At 58.8% G+C, this 25,356-nt stretch carries 27 protein-coding genes; 11 read left to right on the top strand and 16 right to left on the bottom strand.

Going from position 1 to position 25,356, the window contains the following annotated elements:
• Positions 1–2 precede the first annotated feature (2 nt).
• Complete coding sequence (locus tag ACF8YQ_RS16670) at positions 3–482, top strand: asparaginase domain-containing protein (RefSeq protein WP_396622047.1); 480 nt, start codon at positions 3–5, stop codon at positions 480–482.
• A gap of 10 nt (positions 483–492) precedes the next feature.
• Here the strand turns inward: ACF8YQ_RS16670 and ACF8YQ_RS16665 are convergent, their stop codons facing one another.
• The 4 genes from ACF8YQ_RS16665 to ACF8YQ_RS16650 all read right to left on the bottom strand — a co-directional run bounded on the left by ACF8YQ_RS16665 (position 493) and on the right by ACF8YQ_RS16650 (position 4,457).
• A complete protein-coding gene (locus ACF8YQ_RS16665; RefSeq protein WP_396622046.1) occupies positions 493–1,188 on the bottom strand; it encodes a pseudouridine synthase in 696 nt (231 codons plus the stop codon).
• The gene (locus ACF8YQ_RS16660) at positions 1,188–2,216 is read right to left on the bottom strand and encodes a metal-dependent hydrolase (protein WP_396622045.1); all 1,029 of its coding nucleotides are present in this window, start codon (positions 2,214–2,216) and stop codon (positions 1,188–1,190) included. The genes ACF8YQ_RS16665 and ACF8YQ_RS16660 overlap by 1 nt, the downstream gene beginning before the upstream one ends.
• 117 nt (positions 2,217–2,333) lie before the next feature.
• Positions 2,334–3,071, bottom strand: coding sequence for a THxN family PEP-CTERM protein (locus tag ACF8YQ_RS16655; protein ID WP_224850477.1), 738 nt, complete (start codon positions 3,069–3,071; stop codon positions 2,334–2,336).
• 153 nt (positions 3,072–3,224) lie between these two features.
• Entirely contained in the window at positions 3,225–4,457 is a 1,233-nt protein-coding gene (locus ACF8YQ_RS16650; protein WP_224850478.1) for a lytic murein transglycosylase, read from the bottom strand.
• Between the two features lie 218 nt (positions 4,458–4,675).
• Here ACF8YQ_RS16650 and ACF8YQ_RS16645 point away from each other — a divergent pair, with 218 nt between their 5' ends.
• Positions 4,676–5,572 (top strand): response regulator, encoded by an 897-nt coding sequence (locus tag ACF8YQ_RS16645; protein ID WP_022993202.1) that lies wholly within the window; start codon positions 4,676–4,678, stop codon positions 5,570–5,572.
• 11 nt (positions 5,573–5,583) lie between these two features.
• Here the strand turns inward: ACF8YQ_RS16645 and phoR are convergent, their stop codons facing one another.
• From phoR to ACF8YQ_RS16620, 5 genes are all read right to left on the bottom strand, one after another.
• Complete coding sequence (gene phoR, locus ACF8YQ_RS16640; protein ID WP_396622044.1) at positions 5,584–6,906, bottom strand: phosphate regulon sensor histidine kinase PhoR; 1,323 nt, start codon at positions 6,904–6,906, stop codon at positions 5,584–5,586.
• 86 nt (positions 6,907–6,992) lie between these two features.
• The gene (gene phoB / locus ACF8YQ_RS16635) at positions 6,993–7,685 is read right to left on the bottom strand and encodes a phosphate regulon transcriptional regulator PhoB (protein WP_011787004.1); all 693 of its coding nucleotides are present in this window, start codon (positions 7,683–7,685) and stop codon (positions 6,993–6,995) included.
• 121 nt (positions 7,686–7,806) lie between these two features.
• Positions 7,807–8,691 carry a 4-hydroxybenzoate octaprenyltransferase gene (gene ubiA, locus ACF8YQ_RS16630; protein WP_226596036.1) on the bottom strand — a complete coding sequence of 295 codons (885 nt, stop codon included), beginning with the start codon at positions 8,689–8,691 and terminating at the stop codon, positions 7,807–7,809.
• A 66-nt stretch (positions 8,692–8,757) separates the two neighbouring features.
• Positions 8,758–9,324 carry a chorismate--pyruvate lyase family protein gene (locus ACF8YQ_RS16625; protein ID WP_396622043.1) on the bottom strand — a complete coding sequence of 189 codons (567 nt, stop codon included), beginning with the start codon at positions 9,322–9,324 and terminating at the stop codon, positions 8,758–8,760.
• Positions 9,305–9,862 carry a hypoxanthine-guanine phosphoribosyltransferase gene (locus ACF8YQ_RS16620; protein WP_396622042.1) on the bottom strand — a complete coding sequence of 186 codons (558 nt, stop codon included), beginning with the start codon at positions 9,860–9,862 and terminating at the stop codon, positions 9,305–9,307. The genes ACF8YQ_RS16625 and ACF8YQ_RS16620 overlap by 20 nt, the downstream gene beginning before the upstream one ends.
• A 76-nt stretch (positions 9,863–9,938) precedes the next feature.
• Between ACF8YQ_RS16620 and ACF8YQ_RS16615 the strand changes: the two genes are divergently transcribed.
• The 4 genes from ACF8YQ_RS16615 to tesB all read left to right on the top strand — a co-directional run bounded on the left by ACF8YQ_RS16615 (position 9,939) and on the right by tesB (position 12,470).
• Positions 9,939–10,076, top strand: a complete 138-nt coding sequence (locus ACF8YQ_RS16615) for a hypothetical protein (RefSeq protein WP_396622041.1) — start codon at positions 9,939–9,941, stop codon at positions 10,074–10,076.
• 67 nt (positions 10,077–10,143) lie between these two features.
• Complete coding sequence (locus ACF8YQ_RS16610) at positions 10,144–10,311, top strand: rubredoxin (protein WP_008173532.1); 168 nt, start codon at positions 10,144–10,146, stop codon at positions 10,309–10,311.
• Between the two features lie 15 nt (positions 10,312–10,326).
• Positions 10,327–11,484, top strand: coding sequence for an NAD(P)/FAD-dependent oxidoreductase (locus ACF8YQ_RS16605; RefSeq protein ID WP_011787000.1), 1,158 nt, complete (start codon positions 10,327–10,329; stop codon positions 11,482–11,484).
• Positions 11,485–11,609: 125 nt separating this feature from the next.
• Positions 11,610–12,470, top strand: coding sequence for an acyl-CoA thioesterase II (gene tesB / locus ACF8YQ_RS16600; protein ID WP_278800059.1), 861 nt, complete (start codon positions 11,610–11,612; stop codon positions 12,468–12,470).
• Here tesB and ACF8YQ_RS16595 read toward each other — a convergent pair.
• The 3 genes from ACF8YQ_RS16595 to ACF8YQ_RS16585 all read right to left on the bottom strand — a co-directional run bounded on the left by ACF8YQ_RS16595 (position 12,437) and on the right by ACF8YQ_RS16585 (position 16,714).
• On the bottom strand, positions 12,437–14,998 hold the full coding sequence (locus ACF8YQ_RS16595; RefSeq protein ID WP_396623325.1) for an EAL domain-containing protein: 2,562 nt from the start codon (positions 14,996–14,998) through the stop codon (positions 12,437–12,439). The two genes, tesB and ACF8YQ_RS16595, sit on opposite strands and share 34 nt — an antisense overlap.
• A 107-nt stretch (positions 14,999–15,105) precedes the next feature.
• Positions 15,106–15,552, bottom strand: coding sequence for a flavodoxin (locus ACF8YQ_RS16590; protein WP_206853685.1), 447 nt, complete (start codon positions 15,550–15,552; stop codon positions 15,106–15,108).
• 67 nt (positions 15,553–15,619) lie between these two features.
• The gene (locus tag ACF8YQ_RS16585) at positions 15,620–16,714 is read right to left on the bottom strand and encodes a GGDEF domain-containing protein (RefSeq protein WP_396622040.1); all 1,095 of its coding nucleotides are present in this window, start codon (positions 16,712–16,714) and stop codon (positions 15,620–15,622) included.
• Between the two features lie 195 nt (positions 16,715–16,909).
• Between ACF8YQ_RS16585 and ACF8YQ_RS16580 the strand changes: the two genes are divergently transcribed.
• Together ACF8YQ_RS16580 and ACF8YQ_RS16575 are read left to right on the top strand one after the other, a co-directional pair.
• Positions 16,910–18,475 carry an inorganic phosphate transporter gene (locus ACF8YQ_RS16580; protein ID WP_396622039.1) on the top strand — a complete coding sequence of 522 codons (1,566 nt, stop codon included), beginning with the start codon at positions 16,910–16,912 and terminating at the stop codon, positions 18,473–18,475.
• A gap of 100 nt (positions 18,476–18,575) precedes the next feature.
• A complete protein-coding gene (locus ACF8YQ_RS16575; protein WP_031210303.1) occupies positions 18,576–18,842 on the top strand; it encodes a hypothetical protein in 267 nt (88 codons plus the stop codon).
• Positions 18,843–18,911: 69 nt separating this feature from the next.
• Here the strand turns inward: ACF8YQ_RS16575 and panP are convergent, their stop codons facing one another.
• The 4 genes from panP to ACF8YQ_RS16555 form a co-directional block, all read right to left on the bottom strand.
• Positions 18,912–20,588, bottom strand: a complete 1,677-nt coding sequence (gene panP, locus ACF8YQ_RS16570; RefSeq protein WP_396622038.1) for a pyridoxal-dependent aspartate 1-decarboxylase PanP — start codon at positions 20,586–20,588, stop codon at positions 18,912–18,914.
• 181 nt (positions 20,589–20,769) lie between these two features.
• A complete protein-coding gene (locus ACF8YQ_RS16565) occupies positions 20,770–21,210 on the bottom strand; it encodes a DUF503 domain-containing protein (protein WP_396622037.1) in 441 nt (146 codons plus the stop codon).
• 126 nt (positions 21,211–21,336) lie between these two features.
• A complete protein-coding gene (locus ACF8YQ_RS16560) occupies positions 21,337–23,028 on the bottom strand; it encodes an isovaleryl-CoA dehydrogenase (RefSeq protein ID WP_396622036.1) in 1,692 nt (563 codons plus the stop codon).
• Between the two features lie 2 nt (positions 23,029–23,030).
• Positions 23,031–23,660 (bottom strand): TetR/AcrR family transcriptional regulator, encoded by a 630-nt coding sequence (locus ACF8YQ_RS16555; protein ID WP_011786990.1) that lies wholly within the window; start codon positions 23,658–23,660, stop codon positions 23,031–23,033.
• A 9-nt stretch (positions 23,661–23,669) separates the two neighbouring features.
• Between ACF8YQ_RS16555 and ACF8YQ_RS16550 the strand changes: the two genes are divergently transcribed.
• The 3 genes from ACF8YQ_RS16550 (at position 23,670) to hemB (ending at position 25,350) form a co-directional block, all read left to right on the top strand.
• Positions 23,670–23,933: a hypothetical protein gene (locus ACF8YQ_RS16550; protein ID WP_396622035.1), complete on the top strand. Its 264-nt coding sequence runs from the start codon at positions 23,670–23,672 to the stop codon at positions 23,931–23,933.
• Positions 23,930–24,151 carry a hypothetical protein gene (locus ACF8YQ_RS16545; protein ID WP_011786988.1) on the top strand — a complete coding sequence of 74 codons (222 nt, stop codon included), beginning with the start codon at positions 23,930–23,932 and terminating at the stop codon, positions 24,149–24,151. The genes ACF8YQ_RS16550 and ACF8YQ_RS16545 overlap by 4 nt, the downstream gene beginning before the upstream one ends.
• A 149-nt stretch (positions 24,152–24,300) precedes the next feature.
• On the top strand, positions 24,301–25,350 hold the full coding sequence (gene hemB, locus ACF8YQ_RS16540) for a porphobilinogen synthase (protein WP_049756904.1): 1,050 nt from the start codon (positions 24,301–24,303) through the stop codon (positions 25,348–25,350).
• Positions 25,351–25,356 lie beyond the last annotated feature (6 nt).

Here is a 25,356-nt window from a genome sequence, read left to right as displayed (position 1 = left end):
CCATGATTGAGATACTGACCACCGGTGGCACCATCGATAAGGTCTATTTTGATGCCAACAGCAAGTTTGAAATCGGGGCCAGCCTGTTGCCGGAACTGTTGACGGAATCCAACATCCATGACGGCTATGAGGTTCGCCCCCTGATGCGCAAGGACAGCCTGGAGCTGACCGATGCGGACCGCCAAACCATTCTGGAAGCAGTCAAGGCTTCGGCCAGCCAGCGTATCCTGATTACCCATGGCACCGATACCATGGCGCAGACCGCCGAGGTTCTGAAATCGGTAGCCGATCGCACGATTGTGCTGACGGGCGCCATGCAACCTGCGCGCATGCGGCGCAGCGATGCTACCTTCAACGTTGGCTTTGCCTGGGCTGCGGTGTCGCTGTTACCGGCGGGGGTCTACATTGCCATGAATGGCGAGGTGTTTGAGGCAGGTTCGGTGCGGAAAAATCTGGAAGCCCAGAGGTTTGAGCGCGCCTAGGCCGAGGCCTTCACTCTGTTACTGAGCGGATTTCCTGAGAGGTCAGTGCCCGGAATTCTCCGGGCGCCAGCTTATCATCCAGTTCAATGCTGCCGATACGGAAACGGTGCAGGGCCTCAACACGATTGCCAACCGCCGCCAGCATCCGTTTGACCTGGTGGTAACGGCCCTCGCCGATGGTCAGGTCGATCAGCTGGTTGTTGTGTACACGAACTTCGGCGGGTCTGGTCTCTGTGGTTTCACCGTTCAGCATGACTCCCTTCTCAAGTGCCCGGCAGGCCTGTTCCGGGATAGCCTCAGCCAGCCAGACCCGATAGCTTTTGCGGCATTCCCGCCGAGGGGATGTGACCGCGTGGGACCATTGGCCATCACTGGTCAGCAACAGCAAGCCAGTGGTGTCCTTGTCCAGCCGCCCGGCGATATGAACCCGACTGGCCAGGCCGCGGGGCAGCAGGTCGAGTGCCGTTGGCTGGCTGCTGTCGGTGGTGGCACTGAGCACTCCGGCGGGTTTATGCATCATCAGGTAGATATCGCCAGGTAAGGTAACCGGCGTACCGTCAAGATGAACAGATTGTTCGGCCTCCACCCGGCGGTTGGCTTGCCGACAAGTTTCTCCGTTCACCTTCACACGCCCCGCCGACACCACCTTTTTTGCCTCCTTGCGGGAAAGTTCTGTAGCGTTCGCCAGATACTGGTCCAGCCGCATCAGCAAGAGCTCCCCTGGTTGGGAACGGATAGGGTCGCCAGGCACAGTACCGGCACCTGGCCGGTCATTCGATCCCACAACAGGGGCAGTGCGGCCCGGTTAAGCGCCGGGCGGGGCAGACGATCGCTGGCCAGCGGCTGCAGTCCGTCTTCGGCGGTTTCAGCCAGGATGAAGGTGAAAGGGTGAGCGCCGGGTATGCCCAGCCGGATATCCGTTGCGGTTATCTGAGTGCCGTTCTGCTGGTAGTCCAGAAAACCACCGGTAAACCATTCCAGTCGCTGGGCTTCCGGCAGCTCGGCGACAAGGCGGGCAAGCTCTGGTTGCCGCGGGAAGCGCTCCAGCACCAGCTCACCGCTGGCATCAAGAAAGCCGGTCACCACTTCGATTCTTTGCTCTGCACTGACTGCCGTGGCGCGCCACAGTACAGTGTTGAATGGCATGGGTTGAACCATCAGGGCTGCCTGCTCCATACCGGCGTTCGCCAGCGCTGGTCGCACCCGATCGGTGATGATCTGTTGTGCAACCAGGGTCCAGCCGAGATAAAGGCTGGAAATAAGCAATCCGGCGGCAACGGTTCTCGACGCTGGCGGTCGATACAGAAAGGCCAGGCATCCTGCCAGCAGTGGCAAGGTATAGAGCGGATCAATGATAAAGATACTGTTGATCGCCACGGGCGGGCCAATGGGCCAGAACAGCTGGGTGCCGTAGGTGGTAAAGGCATCCAGCAACGGGTGCGTGATCAGGATCAGGCCAACCAGTGCCAGCCATCGCTGATAGGAAATGAGCGGTTTCCAGCGCCACAGGCCCCAGGCGATAAGCAGAGACAGTGGTGCCAGAATAAACAGAGAGTGGCTGAACCCCCGGTGCTGGGTAAAGTTGGCAACGGCTGTGCCATAGTCGATGACCACATCCAGGTCGGGTAATGTGCCGAGCAACGCACCGGTAAGAAGGGCCGATCGCCCCAGGGTTTTGCCGGCAACCGCGCCCGCAATGGAAGCGCCAAGGGCGGCCTGTGTGATGGAGTCCATAATGTCCCGATTCGTGGTGACTGGGTGATACCAGTATTATGCGCGGATTCGGGATTCAGATCACGGGAGGTAGGAATCGCCGGCAGCACAGGGTACTGCCGGCGAAGAGGGGATTGCTCAGACCTTACGGCGGCGCGCCAGTCCCAGGCCGGCCAGACCGAGGCCCAGCAGCGCGAGAGTGCCGGGTTCCGGAACGGAGCGAACGTTCAGCTTGGCCAGCAGATCGACAGAGGTTGCCTTGCCTTCCTGGGTTTCAATTTCATTCAGGCCATTGGCAAAGCCAAGCAGAGACAGAGAATAGATGTTGGAGCCGAACTGGAACTCGGAACTCTCGATCATGTTGTCAAGAATAACGACATCATCAACGTCCTGTTCGACGCTCCAGCAGAATACCCACCAGCATTCCTGACCGACATTCGGTGTTTCGTTGTGAATGAAGTCAAAGGTATAGGGGCCGGTTACCGTGTTGTTGCTTACCGTTGTGGAGAAGGTGGCGAATACATCCAGGCTCACGCCGGTGATGCTTTCACCGGTAATCCGGTTGTTGAAATGTGTAAAGGTTCCCAACACAAATGGGTCGTTTGAGGTGATGGTTTGTGGCAGATTGGCCGGTCCCTGAAAGCTGAAGCCACTTTGAGGTCCATTTGAGCATGTCTGCCACCACCACGGACCAGAGCAGGTCTTCTCGCCAGTGCCCCATTGGAGTGTATCCGTACCAACGCCTTGAATGTTGCTGCCATTGCTTGGTGTACCCCAAGATCCTGATACAGAATCAAGATCGACCGGGAAGGCCCAGGCAGTTGCGGCGAATCCAAAAGTGACCGCCGCTACGATTCCTTTCATTAATTTACGCATTGTTCACACCTTACTACTCACAGTTGTAGGTTTGCCTGGAAATGGCCAGGCGCTGCTAAGGTGTTTAGCTAAATGCGTGCCAGTATTTTTTGTCTATGAAATACAATTCCTTATAGTTTTTCGCTTCTTTAAGTGTAAAAAAGTTGGACGTTTTCAGGAGCCGCTGTAAACCCCGAGAGCCGCTAATACCTGTTCGGAGGGGAAGCCGTCAGCCACCAGGCCTTCCGCTCTCTGGTACGCGCGAATGGCCTTGCGGGTGTTGGAGCCCAGGATGCCATCGGGTTCGCCGCTCGGGTAGCCTTTGTCATTCAGTGCCTGTTGAAGCTCCAGCACCTGATTCCGTGACAGCGCGGGCTGATCCTCCGGTGGTGGGTTCTGAAGCTTTCCGGCGCCGGCAATCCGGTCTGCCAGATGGCCAACGGCAATGGCGTAGAACTCGGACCGGTTCCAGCCCATGATCACCCGGAAATTACTGTAAACCAGGAAGGCCGGGCCCTGGTGGCCGCTGGGCACGATCAGGGCCGCCTCAATGGGCTCGTTGGCCAGGCGGTTACCGAAGGCATCGGTGATGCCCATCTTGCGCCAGTCTGCCAGGGGCAGACGACGACCATCGGCCAGACTGAAATCAAAGTTGTCGGGTAACAGCACCTCTCGCCCCCAGCGATAGTCGCCATCCCAACCCATGGACTGAAGAAAACGACCGGCAGACATCATGGCGTCTGGAAGGCTGTTCCAGAGATCCCGGCGCCCATCACCATCGGCGTCGACCGCGTGTTTCAGGAATACCGTCGGCATGAACTGAACATGGCCCATGGCACCGGCCCAGGAACCTTCCATCTGGTCAGCCGGAATGGCGCCTTCGTCAATAATGCGCAATGCGGCGATCAACTGTTCGGTGAAAAAGCTGCTGCGCCGGGCATCGCAAGCCAGGGTGGCGAGGGCGCTGGGCACCTGCATCTTGCCGAAGTAGCTGCCATAGTTGGTTTCCAGGCCCCAGAATGCCGCCAGATAGGGGGCCGGAACGCCGGTTTCCGCGGTCACGCGGTTCAGGAGTTCACGGTGTTCGGCCAGCAATTCGCGGCCTTTGCCGACCCGGGTGTCGTTAACCCGTCGGTTCAGGTAATCGGCAAAGGTGGTGGTAAATTCGGGCTGTCTCCGGTCCAGCTCAATCACTCTGTCGAGGTGCACCACGCCGGCCATCACCGACTGCACCGTGGATTCACGCACACCGGCGGCGACGGCTTTCTCTCCGAGTGCCTGTTTGCACTGCTCAAACCCCGGTGTGTTGGTTGTCTCGGTTTCTGCCCTGGCAACCAGCGCCAGCGTGCTCAGGGAAATCGCCACCAGGGAGCGGCGAATGGCAGTCCGGAAGGTCAGGTTGGGCACGGGAATCCTCGCAATAGAGTCATTAAGGCGTTGGCTGCCATGTTAGCGCGTTTTCCGTGTTGGAAAATACCGCCATAGCCTACAGTGCCGCGTGTTTTTTTGGTTGGGAATCTTCTTGTCGCACTCCGGTTTTGTCGTCTTTTTGTAGCACTCCGGTCACGTCAAGACCGGGATGTTCTATAGTTGGAGCATGAGTAGAATCCGGAGCGGATGTCGTTATGGCAACACTGAAGGCGCTGGTGGTCGATGACGCCAGTTTTGTGAGAGATCTGGTGAAACGGACAGTGCGCCAGCGCTTTCCCGTCATCGAAACCACGGATGCCCAGAATGGCCGGCGGGCCCAGTCCCTGATGTCCAGAACCAGTTTTGACCTGGTGCTGTGTGACTGGGAAATGCCGGAGATGTCCGGGCTGGAACTGCTGCAGTGGATGCGCCAGCAACCGCAGTACCAGAAGGTACCATTCATCATGATCACCAGTCGCGGCGACAAGGACCATGTGATTGAAGCGGTCAAGGAAGGGGTGTCTGAATACCTGGGCAAGCCTTTTAGCCCGGAGGGGTTGAGCAAGAAAATCATCAAGGTAATGGGCCGCCGCCTGAAGGACGCCATGGATCGCAGCGGCAAATCACTGGAGGGGCCGGCGGATGCGTTCAAGGAATCCGCCACCCTGCTCACCCAGAAGCGGGAGGCGCCGGCACCAAGGCCGGAAGCCTCAAAGCCTGAACCCGCGGCTGATAACCCGCTGCTGAATGCCGGTAGCGCTAAAGCGGCTGCAGGCAAGCCTCAGGCTCGTGGTGCCATGAGTATGGCATCTGTAAGGTTTTCCGACAGTACCCTGAAGTCGGTGGTCAAGGACATAAACCTGACGGAAGTACGGGTGATCGCCAAGCGGGATCAGGAATTCCCGGGTATTCTTGATCAGGCCGTGGTGGATATCGACATGGGGGATGGTCAGATGGCTCGCCTGAACGGTTACGTGCACCAGCTGCAGGCGGTGGATAAGCGCCAGGATACCGACTTTGTCAGTGTCACTATCCGCTTCGTGGATGAAGACCCGAAGAAGCTGGAGGACCTGTCACGGTTCGTGGCCAGGTTCCGGGCCTCAAACCGTTAAACGAGGGCGCCTCAGTCCTCCGGAACCTGTTCGGGAATCCGTTCGACCAGGCGCTCCCTTGGAAAATGGCAGATAAATTCGCTGCCGTCGCCGACTTTGCTGCGAATTTCCAGATTGCCGTCGTGATTGATCAGCACATGCTTGACGATAGCCAGGCCCAGGCCGGTTCCGCCGGTATCCTTGTGGCGACTGGGATCGGCGCGATAGAACCGTTCGGTCAGCCTGGGGATGTGGATCGGGTCAATGCCGATGCCGGTATCCTTCACCGAAAGGTGGGCGCCGTCGCGATTGGTGCTCCAGACAACCGCGATGGCTCCGCCGGCCGGCGTGTATTTCACCGCATTAAACACCAGGTTGGAAAACGCACTGCGTAGCTGGCTTTCATCGCCCTGCAGCAGGCGGTGGTCGCTGATCTGGACACTGATCTGGTGGCCCTTGTCGCCGCTCAGGGCCCTTGCATCGTGACAGATCTGGTTCAGCAGGGCATCGACATCGGTCAGGGTGTCGTCCACGGTGTGTTCGCCGGTCTCGATGCGGGACAGCAGAATCAGGTCTGTAATCAGGGCCTCCATCCGTGATGCCTGTGCCGCCATGGTATTGATGGCCCGGCGCCACTTGGGTGGCAGCTCGTCGCCATGATCTACCAGGGTTTCAAGGTAGCCACTGATCACGGTCAGCGGCGTGCGCATTTCATGGGAAACGTTGCCGACAAAGTCGCGCCGCATTTGTTCAAGCTGATACAGCCGGGTGACATCCTTGGCCACGATCAGGCGGTCATCGTCGCCGAACAGGCTGATCTGGATCTGCAGATGGATGTGGGGCTTGGCTGGCGAGTTGATTTCCAGGGGCTCGCGGTAATCCCGGGTATCGAAATAGGCCTTGAATGCCGGGTTGCGGATCAGGTTATGGATGTACTGACCCTGATCGGTGCTGCGGCGGAAACCCAGCAGGTATTCGGCTGAGCCGTTCCACCACTCCATGGCGCCACGGGCATCGGTCATGATAACGCCGTCGCGCATGGCGTTGGTGGATTCCTGAACCCGGTTGATACGGGCCCGCAGGCGATCCTGGGTCATCAGGTGGTTCTGGTTCAGCTTGTGCAGGTTGTCGAAGATATCACCCCACAAGCCGATGCTCTGGGGAGCCTCATCGGAAGCGCTGGGATTGCCCAACCACTGGTACAGGCGCCGGGCCTGGATCAGGGTCCACCAGAGATAGGCAACAAGTCCCACCAGCAGCCCGTAGAGCGGCTCGCCGAAATAGAACCCCACCAGTGTGGTGCCTGCGAGCGCGGTGATGATCAGTCTCAGGTAACGGGACCAGTTGTGTTGCATCCACTACTGCCTTGTCGTGTTGCCGGCGCTGATGCCGTGATCGCCGGACGATGAGGGGCGGTCCGGGGCTGTCGTCAGGGAGTAAATCAGGCCACTTTGGTGGAAAACCGGTAGCCCGTTCCCCGCACGGTCTGAATCAGATGATCGTACCTGTCTCCCAGCGCCTTGCGCAGGCGGCGGATGTGAACATCGACGGTGCGTTCCTCGACATACACGTTGCCGCCCCAGACCTGATCCAGCAGTTGAGACCGAGTATAGACCCGTTCCTGGTGAGTCATAAAGAATTGCAGCAGGCGGTACTCGGTCGGGCCCATATTAATGGCACCGTCGACCGTGGTCACACGATGGCCGATCGGGTCCAGGGTAAGACCGTCCACTTCGATGGGGCTGTCGACACCCGGCGGTGTGGCACGACGCAGAACCGCTTTCAGGCGGGCTACCAGCTCACGTGGGCTGAACGGCTTGGTGATGTAATCGTCGGCACCGACTTCCAGGCCCTGAATCTTGTTATCCTCTTCCACCTTGGCGGTCAGCATGATGATAGGGATATCGGCGGTGGCCTCTTCTTTCTTCAGCCGGCGCGCAAGTTCGACACCGCTGGTGCCCGGCAGCATCCAGTCCAGCAGGATCAGGTCTGGTTGCTTGTCGATAATCAGGGCATGGGCTTCACGGGCATCCGCTGCCTCCAGGTAGTCGTAATCCGCCATTTCGAGCGCGACAGCAATCATTTCACGGATAGGCGCTTCGTCATCGACGATCAGGACAGTTTTTCCACTCATATACATCAACCTGTGTCAGACCTCGGGAGTTCTCTGATCAGAGGTGCGAACACACTCCCTTGTAATGTTGCCGAGTCATTACAACGCGTCTTTGTTACAAGTATATGACATGGGCGGGTAGTCAGAACGCCAGATCCAACGCCAGCCCCAGAAACACTGCAAAGCCGGCCCAGTTGTTATTGAGAAATGCCTTGAAGCATTCTTCCCGGTTCCGCTCCCTGGCCAGGTACTGGTGGTAGACGAAGAGCGTGGCCATGGCCACGACACCGAGATAATAGAAAGAGCCCAGTTCCGCCCGCTGGCCCACCATCACCAGAATCACCACCACCATGGTCTGCAGCAGAGCAATGATCGCCCGATCTGCATCACCAAACAGGATGGCTGTCGATTTTATGCCGACTTTCAGGTCGTCATCCCGGTCGACCATGGCATAGAGGGTGTCATAGGCGACCGTCCAGAGCACGTTGGCGGTAAACAGCAACCAAGTGAGCTGACTGAGCTGGTTGGCCTCAGCTGCCCAGGCCATGGGAATGGCCCAGGAAAAGGCGGCGCCCAGAAACAGCTGGGGCAAATGGGTGTAACGCTTCATAAACGGGTAGATAAAGGCCAGCAGTGCACCACCGAATGACAGATACAGGGTCAGGGTGTTGGTGAACAGCACCACCATCAGAAACGACACCAGGCATAGCCCGGCAAACAGGGCGACGGCTTCCCAGGCACGGACCCGGCCGGCGGTGAGCGGGCGATCCTTGGTGCGTTTGACATGGCGATCCCAGTCCCGGTCGGCAAAATCGTTGATAGCACAGCCTGCCGCCCGCATAAAGAAAACGCCCAGGGTGAAAATCACCAGATTGGCAAATGACGGGGCCCCCTTGGCCGCCAGCCAGAGTGCCCAATAAGTTGGCCACAGCAGCAACAAAGTGCCGATCGGGCGGTCGATGCGCAGCAGGCGTGCGTAATCAACCAGGCGGGTATGAATGTGGGTGGGCAGGGCGATCTGCAACATAGGAGCTGGTATCCGCGTGTTGATGCGTGAGAGTGCATCCGATTATAGCCAGCGGCAGCGGTAGGGTTAACCCCGGCTGGGCGACTGGTATAACCGGGGCAGAAGATATTCCTCCACCAGAAGAGCGCAGGAACCCCGGTGGAATAGGGATCTGCGGGCAAGACGAGGGTGGTCGTTGCTACGGACTTTACAGAGACCTGTTTCCAGAGGCCCCCGCTGCCACTCCGGGCTGCTGAACAGATAGGCGCCCAGGGGCTTGTTGCCAAGATTGCGCAGGCGGCGGCCATGGCCATGCAGACAGTTCTGCGGGATAACTGTCCGGGCCAGCACCCACGGGCGGCCGTCACCGCAAAGGCGAACTTCCCGGACCCAGGCGAGCTGGCGCGGTGCCAGGTTCAGGCGCTTTGCCTCTTCAGGGGTTGGGGTCGAAAAACCCTCCCTGAGAATCTCAACGTGAAAGCGTTCCTGACATTTTTGCTGCAGGGCCCGGGTAAACGATCCCTCCACCGTTAGCCAGTAGCGGGCCGGGCCATGAACCTCAGGACAGTAAAGGCCGGCCGCCACCAGCGACCGGTACCAGAACGTGGGAGGTATGCTCAGCTCGGGGGGGGGGTCACAGTCCTTTAACGGCATAGATTCCCGGAGCGTTGCGCCAATAGCCTTTATAATCCATGCCATAGCCGAACAGGAATCGATCCTCAACGTAAAGGCCGGTAAAGTCTGCCTTCAGGCCGGGGCGTGCCTTGCGATCGTGCTCCTTGTCTACCAGCACCGCAGTCAGGACCTCGCTGGCGCCATGGGCCAGGCAGTAATCTGCAATGGCGCACAGCGTCGTACCCTCGTCCAGGATGTCGTCGACGATCAGAACCGTGCGGCCTTTCATGTCGGCTTCCGGCTGAAGTTTCCATTCCAGAATGCCGCCGGTGGTCTCCTGGCGGTAACGGGTGGCGTGCAGATATTCGGCCTGAACCGGAAACTTCAATCGTGGCAGGAGTTGACCGGTCAGGATCAGGCCGCCGTTCATGACGCAGAACAACAGCGGGTTACTGTCTTTGAGGCGATCGGTGATGGCGCTGGCCATGGTGTCGATGGCGGTATGCACCTGCTCTTCGGGAACCAGGCAGTCAGCGTCTGCCATGACCTGGTTCATTTCAGCGACGGTATCGGTCATAACGATCGGGTCCTGTCCAAAACGCCGGATTATACCGAAGTGGGGCGATCGAAGGGAGGGGCGTGGCGGTATTGCCATGTCTGTAATTATGGCTATTGGCAGAAAACCCCGGCCCCGGCTGTCGGTGCTGGCATTGGTCAATGCCGGTGTCGCGGTTATGATGGCAGCCAATCGGGTGAGTGGTGGTCGGCTGGAACTCGGTCGCATTTTGTGACCCTTCTGCTTGATTGCTTTATTGTTCGACAATAATATCCTCGCAGACAAATCGGTGGGAGTTAGTTATGAAGAAGTGGCAGTGTGTGGTGTGTGGTCTGATTTACGATGAAGCCGAGGGTTGGCCGGAGGACGGTATTGAGCCCGGCACCAAGTGGGAAGATGTGCCCGAGGACTGGGTTTGCCCGGACTGCGGTGTGGGCAAGGAAGATTTTGAAATGATCGAAATCGGCTAAAGGCAGGACAGAGTCATGACCGAGCAGACACCTATTGTGATCGTTGGTACCGGTTTGTCGGGTTACTCACTGGTACGGGAATTTCGCAAACTGGATAAGGAAACCCCGGTCATTATGGTGACTGCCGACGACGGCGTCAGCTATTCCAAGCCTATGTTGTCGACCGGCTTTACCAAAGACAAGGACGCGGATGGTCTGGCCCAGGCCAACCCTGAGGCCATGGCCGAGCAACTGGGAGTGGAAATTCGTCCTTGGTCCACGGTTACGGGCATTGATACCGATGCCCATGAGCTCAAACTGGGCGACCAGCGCATACGTTATGCCAAGCTGGTTCTGGCCTGGGGCGCCGACGTCATCCGCCTGAGTCTGGATGGTAACGCGCAGGACCGGGTTCATTCCATCAACGACCTGATGGATTACCGTGCCTTCCGTAAAGCCCTCGCCGAGGGCAAGCGGGTCGCGATTATGGGGGCGGGCCTGATCGGGTGTGAGTTTGCCAATGATCTGCGCAATGGTGGCTACGAAGTGGACGTTATCGCCCCGGACTCATCTCTGATGCCCAGCCTGCTGCCGGAGGCAGCCGCCGGTGCCGTGCAGGCCGAGCTGGAGAGGCTTGGGGTGCGGTTTCATTTGGGGACGGTGGTTGAGCGGGTAGAGAAGCAGGGCAGTGGTGTCGAGCTGACGCTCGGTAATGGTGAGCAACTCCAGGCCGACCTTGTTGTCTCTGCAGTGGGGCTGCGCCCCCGCACTGAACTGGCCCGCGAAGCCGGGATCCGTTCCGGCCGGGGTATTCAGGTGAACCGGGCTCTGGAAACGTCCGCACCGGATGTCTTTGCCCTGGGCGACTGTGCCGAAGTGGATGGGCGCGTTCTGCTCTATGTGCTGCCGTTGATGGCCTGTGCCCGGGCGCTGGCGAAAACTCTGGCCGGTACGCGCACGGAAGTCAGTTACGGCACCATGCCGGTGATGGTAAAAACACCCTGTTGCCCGACCGCAGTCTGCCCACCACCGATGGATGCCGAGGGCGAATGGCAGGTGGAGCAGGACGGGGCTGATGTCAAAGCCCTGTTCCGGAGCCCGGACGGCGACACGCTTGGCTTCGCAGTGACCGGCCGGTTCGCTCTGGAAAAGCAGACACTGGCGAAGGAAGTTCCTCCTATTCACCGGGACTGAAGCCTGCGGCTACCAGTGAGGTTGGCTGGTAGCCGATTGCCGTCTTTGGCAGTTTCAGCCGTTGCGAAATTTTCCTGTCTGGGGTAGAAAACCCGTTCGTGAGCTAACAAAAGACAGGAGCGCGCATGCTGGATGTAACCCGAAAACTGGTGGAGTTGCTGGATCTTTCCCCGATCGGAGACGATCATTTTCAGGGCGACAGTGAGGATCTGGGCTTTCCGCATGTATTCGGGGGGCAGGTTCTGGGGCAGGCCCTGATGGCGGCCAGCCGGACCGTCGAAAATCGCCTCTGCCACTCCCTGCACGCCTATTTTCTGCGCCCTGGCAATCACAGCATGCCGATCGATTATGAAGTTCAGCGGGTTCGGGATGGCGGCACGTTCTCGGTGCGCCGGGTGATTGCCCGTCAGGACGGCAAGGAAATCCTGACCGGTTCCATGTCGTTCCAGGTCGCAGAAGACGGATTGGACCATCAGGTTGCCATGCCGGCAGCGCCGGACCCCGATACGCTCAAGTCGGAGCAGGACTGGGGCAAGCTGATCGCAGATAAAGTGCCGGAGAAAATGCGGGACATGCTGATCCGTGACCGGCCCATAGAGATCCGTCCGGTAGACCCGATGAATCCATTCAAGCCGGAAAAGCGCCCGCCCCATCGCCAGAACTGGTTTCGGGCCCTCGGACCTTTACCGGATGACCCGGTACTGCATCGGTGTCTGCTGACTTATGCTTCTGACTTCTCCTTTCTGGGAACGTCCCTGACTCCTCACGGGCGCACCTTCATGAGCAAGAATATGCAGGTTGCCAGCCTGGACCATGCCATCTGGTTTCATCGGGATTTCCGTATGGATGACTGGCTGCTTTATGACAAGGACAGTCCGAGTGCATCGGCGGGCAGGGGCTTCAATCGGGGCAATTTCTTTACCCGGGATGGTGTTTTGGTGGCCTCCACCACTCAGGAAGCACTGATCCGGGAACGTAAGGCCTGAGGATTGTAGTTGCCGAGCCAGTCAACCATTTCGTTAAAGGGTAGCGGTCGGGTTAGGAAGTAGCCTTGTACCAGATCGCACCCCATGTCGTGCAGCAGTGACAGGGTTTCCTCATCTTCCACCCCCTCGGCCACCACGGTGTAGCCGAGGCTGTGGCACATATCGATGGTGGTGCGCACGATCACTCTGTCCTGCTCTCGTTCCGCGATATCGGTAATCAGCGAACGGTCGATCTTGATTTCTCCAGCCGGCAACTGCTTGATGTAGGACAGGGACGAATAGCCGGAACCGAAGTCGTCAATGGAGAGCGGAATGCCTGCGGCATCAAGCGCATTCAGCGCCCGCAGGGAATTGGTGGGGTCCTGCATCATGGAGGTTTCCGTGACCTCGAAGGTGATGGCCCCGGAGTGGATCTGGTAGCTTTGCATCAACCGTTGCACGAACACGGCAAAATCCGGTTCCCGTAAATTGTTGGGCGAGATGTTGACGGCGATTCCGGCATCCCAGCCGATCTCCAGCAGCCGCCCGCGCATTTCCAGCGCCTCTTTCAGTACCCAGCGCGTCAGCGGTTTGATTAGCCCGGTCTGTTCGGCCACTGCGATGATTTCATCGGGCCGAACCGGCTGTTCCCGCCCTGGCCAGCGAATCAGTGCCTCAAATCCGGTAATGGCTCGGGTTCGCAGGCACAGCTTGGGTTGCAGGAACAGCGTCAGTTCGTCGTGATCAATGGCGTGCCGCAGGTCGGAGACCAGGGTCAGTCGGTCGGCGCTGTAGGAATCCCGGGAGGATTTGTAGTAGGCAATTCCGCGGTCTCGGGCGCGGTCAGAACCTTCGGCAATCACCGCACGGCGAATCAGGGTGTTGGCATCGTTTCCATGAGTCGGGTAGAAAGCCACGCCCAGTTGCGGGTTCAGAGGAACCTGCATGCCAAGGAAATCCACCGGATAGCGGATTTCTTCAATGCTGCGCAGAACGATGCGGGGCACCGACAGCGCCTGGTCGGCATCTACCACAAAGGCAAAGGTTTGTGGGTCGAGGCTGGCCAGGAAGAAGGTTCGGTTGTCCGCCTGCTCCAGGGAGATGGCGCCGGGTACATCCTTGATCACTGCGTTGTAGTGTTTGGAGGCCAGTTCCAGTATGCGGTCGGTGTTGCGGTGGCCCAGGGTCTTGGTGACCGCATACAGGTTGTCCAGATGGATGATGACCACGCCGAAGCGTTTGCCGCGCTGGCTCCGGATCAATTCGTTCAGGCGCATTTCATAGCTGCTGCGGTTAGGCAGACCGGTGAGCGGATGATGCAGGGCCTGGTCCATCAGCCGTAGTTCGGCCGCGCGTCGGGCTTCAAGCGCCTTCAGTTCGGCCTCCTGGGCCAGCACTTTCTCCTGGCGTTCGTGATATATCCGGATGGCAAGGGCAAGGCTCAGGAGTATGGCCTGGAAGGCCGAGCCCAGCTGCATGCCATACACAGAGAAGAAGCTGGTGGCAATCAGACCGTACTTATTGGCGGCGGTAATGGCACTGCCCAGAGTGACGGCCCCCCAGGCCAGCGTGTAGTAAACCGCCTGTGGATTGCCTCTGGCCCACTGTATCGGTCCGACAACCGTTAACAGCAGGCAACTCGGCATGGCCAGAGCGACCGCCAGACGGATACCCGTGCCATAGTCAATCACAGTTGTGGCAAGAGCAAGAGCCAGGGCGCCGTTTAGCAGGATAGTGCCGAGTATGAGTCGATCGAGTTGGGGGCTGCATTGCTCCAGTTTCAGAAAGGATCTGGCGAACATGAGTGTGAAAAGCAAGGCCAGTGGTATGGACAGGACCATGGCGTTGCTTTGCAGGCCAGGGAGCGCGGGCCAGATAAACTGGTAGGTAATACCGTTCAGAGTGCCGATCAGGATCAGGTAGCCCAGAGTCGAGAGTACATAATAGAGGTAGATAGACTCCCGGAGCGCCAGGAATACAAACAGGTTGAAGCAGATGGCGGTGATCAATATGCCGTAGTACAGGGCGTGAACCTGGCTTTCTACGGAGGTCTTCTCGAAAAAGCTGCGATTGTTCCACAGCCGTAGCGGCACCTGCATGGCACCGTCGGTGTCGATTCTCAGCAAGATGCGGTAGTCGTGACCGGCTTCAAGCTGGAACGGAAACAGGAAATGCGGATGCTCCACCGGGCGCTCCGAGAACAGCATGCGGTCACCGGTCTGGTAGTTCAGCTGGATTTCGCCGTCCCGTAACAGATAGAAATCGATCCGGTCGAGGTGCGGGTAGGTGATCTCCAGGAGATTGGTGGTCTGGGGACGGGTGATGGGGAACCTCAGCCAGACCTGGTCACGGGTGTAACCAAAATTAGGCGTTTGTTCGTTCAGGATCTGCCAGTCGCCGGATTCCAGGGCCTGTTGCGGGCTGCGTTGGTCGTCCGGTGCCAGTCTCAGGTACTCAATGACTGGAATATAGCCATCACTGGCAGCCATGGCGGGAAGCGAAAGCGCCAGAAGAATCAGCAGGGCTGCCAGGAGTCGGGCCAGTTGCATCAGAATCACAGGTTACCGTTCTTGTCGTTATGGCCTGAGTATGGCCTGTCGTCTAGGGCGGCTCAAGCTGTAACCGGCAGACTTTTGGTAACTTGTGTAATTATTGGTCAAATGCCGTTAATCCAATTCCGTACCCAGGGCAGGGCCTCGGCTTCCGGCTCCAGAGTTTCCAGCGCATCAATCCGCAGGGTGTCGCCGACCTTGCGGGCGCCGGTTTCGTAAAGCGCTTCCTCCATCAGGTCTCCGGCACCGCAAAAGGTATCGCCATAGGAGCTGTCGCCCAGCACGATCACGCCAAAGGGGCGGCCGGGTTGTTGGGGGAGTTGTTCGCGCAAATCCAGATAAAACGGTAACAGGTTGGCAGGGACTTCCCCCTGGCCGGTGGTGGAGGTGCATACCAGCAAGGCATCGCGGTTGTCGCTGATATCGGCCAGAGTTGGATTCTCCAGAACTGTGACGGTATGCCCTTCGGGTTCCAGTTCCTGCTTGATACGGCGCGCTGTCAGCAGGGCGCCCCCGTAAACGCTGCCGGTTAGAATGCGGATTGCTGCCATGACCACTGCCTGTGTTGGTGGGGTGGGAATATTCGGGAGCAGATAGTAATGGGGTGGCGGGTTCGGCTCAAGCCGGCGTCTGTGGGCTGGGGCCGGCGTCCTGGCTCCTTACCCGGGGTGAAATTCGATTCCGGCCGCTCTCCTTGGCGTTGTAGAGCTGCACATCTGCTTGCTTGAGTAGTTCGTTGATCGATCCGGATTTGGAAATCGAGCATACCCCGGCACTGATGGTGACCGGCAGGGTCTGTTCCCGGTGGTGAAAACGGGTGGCCGCCACTTCGGCGCGCAGGCGCTCAGCCAGTGTGAGGGCCTGCAACAAGGTGGTGTCGGGCAGTAGAAGCAGAAACTCTTCGCCGCCCCAGCGGGCAGCCACATCCGACTGGCGAACCATTTGCCGGACCAGATCGGCGAACTGGCGCAAGACCTCGTCGCCGGCATCATGGCCGAAATCATCGTTAATGCGTTTGAACAGATCCAGATCGATCAGCACAACAGAAAAATGATGGCCGGAGCGCTCGAACCGCGAGAATTCGGTGTTCAGCCGACTCTGCATGTCCCGCCGGTTGGCCAGCCCGGTCAGTTCGTCAGTGCGGGCGGCGTGTTCGTGGGCCTGAGCCAGTGCCACCAGTTTGTTGCGGGCTCGTAAACGTCCGGCCTCCAGCACGAAACAGAAGATCGACTCGAAGGTAAGTGTGGCGAAGAAACGGATCTTGAAGTCAGTGCTGTATTCGGCACTGACGCCGGGGATATTGGGAAACTGAAAAACCAGGACGGCCAGCAGGTAGCAGAACAGCAGGATGGCGGTGCCACCCTTGAGGCTGGTCAGGTAGAACAGCAGCGGTGGGAACACATAGAACCAGAGTGGGCCCGTGTTGCCCTCGCCGCCGGAGGCAATCAGGTAGGTAAATAGCAGGCCAACAATAACCAGCAGGCCCCTTTTCTGTACCGTTCGATCCCGGCGCCAGGCGTACCAGCCTATATTGGCGACTATTGGAACAACAAATGCCCAGAGCACCCAGGCGTGCATATAGTGCTCGGCATACCAGGCCTTGGCCCCGATACCGGCCAGGAACAGGACCGCCATGGCTGACAGGCCATTGAGCAGCCGGGAGATCTGAAGCTCTTCATGCTCGCTGGACTGGATTTGGCTGGCATTTATCATTAACTGTTGTTCTTTTTGACATATTTTTCGGAATTATGCGTCAAAAACCATCTGAATTGCAGCATTAACTATCAGGATTGTGAAGGGGGCCGTCAATCGGGATTTGTTTCAATTTGATGGCAAAAAATTTATAGTTTGCCCCCGGCGAATACTGCCGAACCCCCTTCTGTCCACAAGACAAGAGAATCAATTGGTATGGCCCGTTCCAGCAGCTTTCTGGATAACCTTCTCACCAGCCCCTCCACGGAACGGTACAGGGTCGGATTTAGCGTACTTTTCCTTCTTTGTGTCTGGCTTGTGGTTGGCTCCTTCAGCCAGGGCCTGCCTAACGCCATGTTATTGATGGCCGCTGCGGTCATTGGTGGCTATATGGCAATCAACATCGGCGCCAACGATGTGGCCAACAATGTCGGGCCCGCGGTCGGGTCCGGCGCCCTGTCTCTGGGTGCGGCAGTGCTTCTGGCCGCTGTATTTGAAGCCGCGGGAGCGTTGATTGCCGGCGGTGATGTGGTGTCGACCATCAAAGGTGGGATTATCGATCCGACCACTCTGGAAGATCCGCGTGCGTTTGTCTGGTTAATGACGGCGGCTTTGCTGGCGGGCGCCCTGTGGCTGAACCTGGCTACCTGGATGGGCGCGCCGGTCTCAACTACCCACTCTATCGTTGGCGGCGTCCTGGGGGCCGGTATTGCGGCCGGGGGCTGGGCCATTGCGGATTGGGTCGTGATGGGCAAGATTGCCGCCAGCTGGGTGATTTCGCCGGTTCTGGGTGGTGCCCTGGCGGCGCTGTTCCTGTTCGCGATCAAGAAAACCGTACTGTATCGCCAGAATCTGGTGTCCTCTGCCCGTACCTTTGTACCCTGGCTGGTGGCGATTATGGCCTGGGCCTTTGCCACCTATCTGATGATCAAGGGCGTCAAGAAGATCGTCAAAGTGGATATGGTGGAAGCCTCGGTGATCGGCCTGGTTGTGGCGGGTGTGGTGTTCTTTGTGATGCGCACCCTCGTGGGTCGCAAGGCCTCGACCATGGAAAACAGCGCTAAGGGTGTGAATACCCTGTTCACCTGGCCGTTGATCTTCGCCGCGGCCCTGCTGAGCTTTGCCCACGGCGCCAACGACGTGGCCAACGCCATTGGCCCTTTGGCGGCCATCAATGATGCCATTCAGGCCGGTGGTGGTGTGGTTACCTCAGCGCAGATCCCGCTTTGGGTGATGCTGGTAGGTGCTCTGGGGCTGGCGGTCGGGTTGATGCTGTTCGGCCCGCGCCTGATTAAAACCGTGGGTACCGAGATTACTGAGCTGGATAAGACCCGGGCTTTCTGTATTGCACTGTCTGCGGCACTGACGGTGATTCTGGCTTCCCAGCTTGGCCTGCCGGTCAGTTCCACCCACATTGCCATTGGCGGCGTTTTCGGTGTCGGCTTCCTGCGTGAGTACCTGAAATCCAACTACGCGACCCAGTTGCACAAAATCATCGAACAGCATGACCCGACCGATCAGGAGCGCCTCAAGCCGTTCCTGGATGATTTTCGTAATGCCTCTGTGGAGGAAATGGAGAAGCTGCTGAAGCAGGCGAAGAAGAAAAAGCAGCAGGTGCCTTTGTCCAAGTCGGAGCGCAAGCGCCTGAAGAAGATATACCGTGAGGAGATGGTCAAGCGCTCCCATCTGGTGAAGATTGCCGCGGCCTGGATCATTACCGTGCCGGCGTCAGCGATTATGGCGGCGTTCCTGTTCTTTACCCTGCGTGGCCTGATGGTCTGACCGTCGTGCGGGGCTGGTGATGGCCCCGCGCTTTGTCCATACTATAGGCAATGCATCCGGCAGGCGTGGCCTGTCGCTATCCATATTCGGGGAGTACAACATGAGTTCATCTGTCGAGAGCCGTCAGGCGCGGATGATTGAAGAGTTGCGGGTGTTCATCAAGAAAGTGATGAGCGATCCGACGATTGCCGTGAAATCCATGGAGATTGCCCGCAAGTACAAGGGCGAGGCCAATGCCGATGAGCTGATGGCTCGTGAGATCAGTGCCAATACCACGATCCGGATTCCGGAGAGCTGGAGTGAGGCCGACAAGATGTTTCTGGAAATCCTGCACGAGGTGCTGGATGACGAAGAGGCGCTTTACTGATTCTGGCTTTGGAGTAGGTTGGGGCTCCCACAAGCCCCACCCCAAAGCTTTGAAGCGGCTTCGCTAAGTTCAGGCCTGCCTGGCCTCTTTCTGGTTCTGCTTCAAAACCGCCGCAGCCATCTGGTGCAGGATGCCGATTTCATCGGCAATCCCATCTTCCTTCGACAGTTCCCTTTGCTCCCTGAGAATATCTTCCAGAATATCCGGCGTTGTTAACGGGTTGGCCAGAACCACCCGGAACACAATGCACGGGAAGTGATAGTAACGGGCTGGCTCCAGTCGGGTTCGGGAGACGAATGCTTTGCCGCGTTCCCGTTGGGTTTTCTGGATGAACTTGGTGATGCGGTTCAGGCAGGTATTCATCTTTTCTGCCTGCAGCTCATCGGCCATGGCCAGTGCCTGGCGTACATCTTCCGGGCAATAGCGGTAGGTCAGTATGTTCAGTTCCGGGCGGGTGACCAGTTCAAAATCCGGTTGTTCATCGATCATGTTGGCAAAGGTTTTGGCTTTGTCGATGCCCTGGTCGATGAGAATTTCGTAGCCTTCTCTGGCGAGGATTTTCAGGCCTGAGTGGATCAGCATGGCCATGCCCGGGCGCGAGCCTTCCAGGGTGGTGCTGCCGAGGTCCCGGGAACCTTTCCGGATGATGTACTGGGCGTGGTGTTCTACCGCGCTGGCCAGACTGGGATCCTTGAAGACCACCAGGCCGGCGCCCATGGGTACGTAGAGCTGTTTGTGGGCGTCGAAGGTGACCGAGTCGGCTTTCTCGATGCCGCGTAGCAGGTGTTTGTGGGTGCGGGAGAAAAGAGTTGGCCCACCCCAGGCGGCGTCGACGTGGAAGTGGGCGCCGAATTCCCGGGCGATGTCGGCCATGGCGTCCAGCGGGTCGACGTTGCCGGTTTCGGTGGTGCCGGCCACGCCGCAGATGGCCATGACTTTGATTTTCTGTTTCTGCAGCTCCAGGCATTTGTCGCGCAGGGCGTCGGTCTGGATGCGGTTGAATTCGTCGGTTTCCACCGGCACCAGGGCATCCCGGCCAAGGCCGAGGACATCGGCGGCTTTGCGCAGGGAGTAGTGGCCGCGTTTGGAGACGACGATGGCGGCGCCTTCATGGCCGTAGTATTTCAGGGCGCGGAACAGGCCTTCTTCGTGCAGGCCGCGGAAGCTGCCTTCGGCCGGGAAGGCGCGATTGCGAGCTACCCACAGGGCGGTAAGGTTGGCGACCGTGCCGCCCGAGCACATGGCGCCCAGCGCATGCCGGGGGTCGTGCATCCATTTCCGGTAGAAAGAACCGTCTTCCTGGTACACCAGCCGGTGTATCTGCCCGAGTACCTGGCGCTCCATGGGGGTGAACGCCTTGGAGGTTTCGGTTTTCACCAGGTTCTGGTTCAGGGCAATCATGATCTTTGACAGCGGCAACATGAAGTAGGGCAGTGCGGAGGTCATGTGGCCGATGAAGGCGGGTGACGCGGTATGAACGGAGTTGGCCACCAGTTTGTCGAGCAGGAACTGGGTCTGCTCGGAGACAAAAACGGGTTTCTCCGGGATGACGTAGTCGGAGAAGTCTTTCTCGACTTCGGACAGGTCCCGTTCGATGGCGACGATGTGCTCCTGCAGGAATCCGGCCAGGTTGCGGGAGATGTCCTGGTCGATCCGGCTCAGGGTCGACTCCGGCGCTTCGGGCACCGTGAACACGCGATACATTGCCTCTAATGAGGCCTGGGCGGATTTTTTCTTTCCGGTCATAGCACCACACACATTCAGTGGTATCCGATGGGTTGGTTCCGGAAACCCGTCGGATGGAGCCGGGCGTGGCCCGGTTGCGAAAATGTCTGCCAGCCGCCAAGCGGGGCATTGGTTCCCTGAGGCTGCGTAGTATAAGACCTGTCAGGCAATGACGCCATGCCTGACGGGCCACTGGTCCGGGTTAGAGGATTTCCCGGTGCACATCCAGGATGGCGGCGTCGATGCGGTCCTGGATGTCTTTTTCGACCTGATCGAGGCGCTGGGTGATCTGCTGGGCGCTGGCGCCGAGGGCGGCGATGGTCCAGGTGGCACAGTCGAGGGCTTCCTGGTCGGCGGTTTCGGCGACGGCGAGGTCGGGTTCTCTGCCCCAGATGGCCTTCATGGCGGTGAAGGCTTTGCGTTTGGCTTTCAGGTCTTCGCAGCCGTAGAGCTGGAAGTGCAGGGTGAGGACGCCTACGTGGGGGGTAATATCCTGGTGCTGTTGTGGGGTTTTGCCTTCTTTCAGCAGTTTTCTCAGGGCTTCTGACATCTGTTTTTCCAGCTTCGGTGCCTGAGCAGGCAGGGATTGGCTTTCCAAAAAACGCTCCTTCGGCACATCCATGTGGCGCTTCTGCTCCGCCATCCATGGCTCCGCAAATTTTTGGAAAGCCAATCCCCGCCTGCTCTCGGGCATTGTTCGGGGAGTCTCCTGGACTGTTCTAGCAAAACAAAGTTGTGTACGTCGTTTGCCTACCCAGGGGCTGTATCCTCAGCCTACTACAGGCGTCCCCCGTTTGATAATCGCCGCCGGGTTGGTGCCAGAAGGCAGGTTGCCGTAGTTCATGCCACCGCCGCTTTGCAGGCGGGAGGCGCAGAATGCGTCGGCGACGTCTTTGTCGCCAAAGCGCAGCAACAGGGAGCCCTGCATGGCCAGGGCCATGCGATCGACCAGGTTGCGGGCCCGGTACTGGAAATCGCTGATGTCGGCGAAGTCGTGTTGCAGTTGTGCCAGATACTGGTCGAAGCGGCGGTCGGTGCCACGGGCTTCGGCCGCTTCTTTGAAGAAGGCGTCGAGGGTTTCTGGTTCTTTCTGCAGGGCGCGCAGGGTGTCCAGGCACTGGACGTTGCCGCTGCCTTCCCAGATGGCGTTGACCGGCGATTCCCGGAACAGGCGGGGCATGATGCAGTCTTCCATCACGCCGCTGCCGCCGATGCATTCCATGGCTTCGTAGGCGTGGTTGGGGGTGCGTTTGCAGATCCAGTATTTGCCGACGGGGGTGGCCAGGCGGGCCAGCAGGCGTTCGTGTTCGTTGTTCTGGTTGTCCATGGCCCGTGCGACGCGCATGGTGTAGGCGAGGGCGGCTTCGTTTTCGATGATCAGGTCGGCCAGGACGTTTTGCATCAGCGGCTGATCGCTGAGGGTGGCGCCGAAGGCGCTGCGGTTGTGGCAGTGGTGTGTCGCCTGTGCCACGGCCTGGCGCATGCCGGCGGCGCTGCCAATCATGCAGTCGAAGCGGGTCATGGCGACCATTTCAATGATGGTTCTGACGCCGCGGCCTTCCTCGCCCACCATCCATGCAAGTGCACCGCGGATTTCCACTTCGCTGGAGGCGTTGGCAACGTTACCCATTTTGTTCTTGAGTTGCTGTACCTGCCAGGGGTTCTTGCTGCCATCCGGGCGCCATCTGGGCATCAGGAAGCAGGACAGGCCATTGGTGGTCTGGGCCAGTACCAGGAAGGCGTCGCACATGGGGGCGGAAACGAACCATTTGTGGCCGACCAGTTCGTAGGCCTGTCCGGGACCTTCCTGGCCTGTCGGGTAGGCCACGGTGGTGTTGGCGCGCACGTCGCTGCCACCCTGTTTTTCGGTCATGGCCATGCCGATGGTGACGGAGGTTTTGTCGCCGTCTGGCACGTTGCGGCTGTCGTATTCGTTGGCCAGGATTTTCGGGGCCCAGAGTTTGGCCAGGTCTGGCTGGTTCTGGATGGATGGGATGGCCGCGAAGGTCATGGTGACCGGGCAACAGTGAGCGGCTTCCACCTGGGAGTGCAGGTAATACTTGGCGGCCCGGGCCACGTGGGCGCCTTTGCCCGGGTTGGTCCAGGGGGAGCTGTGCAGGCCGTTTTCCAAGGCCACGCGCATGAGTTCATGGTAGGCAGGGTGGAAGGTGACTTCGTCTACCCGGTGGCCGTAGCGGTCGTGGGTACGGAAGCTGGGTTTGTTGGCGTTCGCCAGGTTGCCCAGCTCGATGGTGTCGGCCTTGCCGGCCCAGGCGCCGAAGCGGCTGAGGTCTTCGCTGGCGTGGCCGGCGCCTTCTCGCAATACGGCTTCCCGGAGCGCGCTGTCCTGTTCGTAGAGGTTATAGTTTTCCAGCGGTCGGGGCTGGTTGATGACCTCGTGAGTGGCTGACAGATAGTGGCTGTCGGCGTTGGACTCGGTCTTGCGCTGCGGGCTGTTCATGGTTAGCTCCTGGTGCCGGTTAACCCCCGTAGGCAAAAGCAAACGATGGTGTCGACCAGCTCATCTTCGTTGTTGTCGTGTCCCGGTGGTGTTTCTGTCTGGGTCGGTGACAGCGGCCCTACCAGGGATTCCGAGATGGCGCCAACCAGGCAGGTGCTGGTAAGGCGGGCATCCTGATCCGGTATGCAGCCCTCGGTTATGCCGCTCCGGATCGCTTGTTCAAACAGGTTGGCGTAGGCTTTGCGGTATACCAGTCGCTCTTCTTCGACTTTCGGGTCTACCGGCTCGGCAATCAGTGCCCAGGCTTTCATCGGGCCTTTCAGTGCCCGGCGGGCGAACTGACGCAGAGCGTTGTCCAGGCGTTCAACCGCACTACCGTCTACCGCGAGTGCTTCGGCGACCTTGTCGACTTCACGTTGGGTGGCCAGGCGAAAGATTTCCGCAAACAGGTCCTCCCGTGACTCGAAGTGGCGGTAGATGGTGCCAGTGGCAACGCCGGCCAGTCCCGCGATGCGGGTAATGCGCGCGCTGCGGAACCCGCCTTCGGATACGCACTCCCAGGTGCATTCAATGATCTTTTTCCGCGCTTCGGCTTTGCGCTGGCGCATTTTTTCAGTTTCGCGGTAGGCCATGCCGGCTCCTTGCAAGCATTGAATCAATATTCATTCTTTGTGTCAATTATGTGTGCCGTTAAAGGGCTGTTATCTGATCTTTTAAAACAATGGGTTATCTCCAGTTACAAAAAATTACAAAAAAGTGGTTGTCAGGAAATAGCGTCGGTCGTGAAAGCAGATTATAAAGACGCCAAGACGGGCCGTCAGATGGCCGGCAGTCGAGACGGGGTGCGTCTTCCAGAGCATCTGGCCACCCGTAAAGCTGTTTTCGTTGATGGAGATAAGCCATGAGTGAATTCGACGAAAGCAATCTGGAGCAGTCCAGCAACTGGACCAGCGACAGCGACGATAACCATTCCATTGCCGGCCGTGCCCGGGTTCGGGCCCAGTTGCAGGCAGATATTGAGGCCTTCCTGCAAGGCGGCGGAAAGATACAGGAGGTGGACACCACCTTCCGTTCTGATACCCCGCGCAAGGTGGAGATCGGGTTCAACAACCGTTCCCTCTGATGGCGTTTCCTCGCCGGGCAGCGGCTTCCGTTGCCCCGGCAACTCTGTTTTTCTGTCATCTCTTTGTCATCTGTCAACGGCACACTCGGCTCAGGCCTGCAACGGGCGGCTTCTGGGGTGTATGATGTCATCACTTTCCAAGGCCATCCATGTTCAGGAGGTTATCCGTGTCGAAGCCGCGTCTTGCGCACTCCAGTCGAGCCTATCCGTTCACCCGTTTGCGTCGCAATCGTGCCAGTGATTTTTCCCGTCGTCTGGTTCGGGAGAACCAGTTGTCACCCGATAACCTGATTTTCCCGGTGTTTGTGCTTGAAGGCGAGAATCAGCGTGAATCCGTACCCTCCATGCCGGGTGTCGAGCGCCTTAGCGTCGATCTGCTGGTGGAGCAGGCGGCGGAACTGGTAGAGCTGGGTATTCCCGCCGTGGCGCTGTTCCCGGTAGTGCCGGCGGAGAAAAAGAACCTGTCCGGCTCCGGCGCGTGGGATTCTGATGGCCTGGCCCAGCGGGCGGTTCGTGCCCTGAAAAAGGCGCATCCGGAACTGGGTGTGATTACCGATGTGGCACTGGACCCGTTCACCACCCACGGGCAGGACGGCATTATCGACAACGATGGCTATGTACTGAACGATGTTACGGTGGAAGCCCTGGTCAATCAGGCGCTGTCCCATGCCGATGCCGGTGCCGATGTGGTGGCACCGTCCGACATGATGGATGGTCGGGTGGCGGCCATTCGTGAGGCTCTGGAAGGGGCCGGCTATGTGAATACCCGGATTCTGGCCTACTCTGCCAAGTATGCGTCCAGTTATTACGGGCCGTTCCGGGATGCGGTCGGCTCGGCTGCCAACCTGGGCAAGGGAAACAAAGCGACCTATCAGATGGACCCGGCCAACAGTGATGAGGCCATTCATGAGGTGGCCATGGATCTGGCTGAAGGTGCTGATATGGTGATGATCAAGCCCGGTATGCCCTATCTGGATATCGTGCGCCGGGTGAAAACCGAACTGCAGGTACCAACGTTTGTGTATCAGGTCAGTGGCGAATACGCCATGCACATGGCAGCGGCGCAAAACGGCTGGCTGGATGGCGATGCGGTCATGATGGAGAGCCTGATGGCCATGCGCCGTGCCGGTGCCGATGGCATTCTGACCTATTTCGCCGTGCGCGCCGCCAGACTGATGCGGGAGCGACAGCGATCATAACCGGGC

The organism is Marinobacter sp. W-8 (assembly GCF_044342215.1).
Taxonomy (GTDB): domain Bacteria; phylum Pseudomonadota; class Gammaproteobacteria; order Pseudomonadales; family Oleiphilaceae; genus Marinobacter; species Marinobacter nauticus.
The sequence above is the reverse complement of the archived record's forward strand: the minus strand, read 5'-3'. Positions and strand labels throughout refer to the sequence as shown.